Source organism: Streptomyces sp. DH12, from assembly GCF_020873895.1.
GTDB lineage: Bacteria > Actinomycetota > Actinomycetes > Streptomycetales > Streptomycetaceae > Streptomyces.
On the sequence record NZ_JAHWGT010000091.1, the window covers coordinates 1 to 1,253 of the forward strand.

At 68.3% G+C, this 1,253-nt stretch carries 1 pseudogene; it reads left to right on the forward strand.

Annotation, left to right across the window (positions count from 1 at the left end):
• Window positions 1-593: pseudogene (locus LPA54_RS32655) on the forward strand (hypothetical protein); the annotation flags it as partial.
• Window positions 594-1,253 lie beyond the last annotated feature (660 nt).

The following is a 1,253-nucleotide window of genomic DNA, read 5'->3' on the forward strand; positions in this document are numbered from 1 at the left end:
CTGCTCTGGAGGAACTGAAGGCCGAGCGTGCCCGCAAGGAGGCGGAGAAGCAGGCTGCCAAGGATCGCAAGGAGACGCGGGGGAGTGGTGGGGAGCCACGAACCGGCGTGGTGGAGGAAAGCGCTCCGGTGCGGGCGGACGTCGTGGAGCAGCAGGAGCATGCGACGCCGCCCCGTTCTCCGGACATGGCCGTGCAGGGCACTGCCCCCGAGGCGGATGCCGTCGACGCAGTGACAGGGAGGGCTGTCAGCACCGAGTCCGGGGCCGGGGCCGCGGTGCAGGCCCGAGGAGCGGGGGAGCGGTCGGTCGGCGACGGAAGTGATTACGGCGTAATCAGTGACCGTGGTGCGGCCCAGCCGGCGGCCCGGCGGCCCGAAACGGTTCCCGAGCCACGTGTCGACGGCGCCTCGGCCGAGTCCGCCCTCTCGGCGGGCGAGTCTTCCGGGCCACGGAAGCTCCCGTACCACGACGGTGCCTTCCTCGCCATGCATCTCATCCACAAGATGAGTGAGGTCGAGTTCGACAAGATGCTGAGCATCCTGAACGAGCATCAGCGCAAGCGGAACGCGGTCGGCGATTCCGCGGGTCGGTGAGCGGTAGGCAGGCCGGGACCGGGCCAGGTGGAGCGAGCCCGTCTGGATGTGCGGTCCAGGGTCGCTTGAGTCGCTGTCCGGGGGGAGAGGGAACCATCCGGTGGCCCGGCCGCAGGTCGGTGTCCGACCGACCGGGAGGCACGCCTGGGCAGCGACTGGCGGCGAGCGACCGAACGGCAGGGCGGCAGCCTTCGGTCGCTGATGAGATCACCAGGTCAACGCGGTGTGTGCGGGAACTCAGCGACCGAAGCGACTCACGCTCGGGGTATATGAAGGCATAGGCGCGTGTGCGTGTGCGCGTGTGTAGGTCATATATGGAGACCTTGGGTCGCTTCGGTCGCTGAAACCCGGACGCCGGTGTCGATGAGCTGGGATTTCGCCGAGTGAGGCGGCAGCTACCGAAGCACAGGTTTTTGTTGTGGGTCCGAGCCCTCGGTCGCTGAGGTGGAAGTGGTGTGTGCGGCGGACGCCGGAACCGGAGCGAAGTTTGTCGCCTCATCAGCCGCTCCGCGACCACACGCTTCGCTAGTCTGTTCCCGTTGCTCAGTCGCTTGGGTCGCTGACGGGGGGTGCGAATGGCCTCTGAGCTGCGGGACTCTCGTCGTTGTGCCCCGCTGCGGACTCCAGGGGGACGATCGCCGGCTGTCGCCCGGTGGTGTG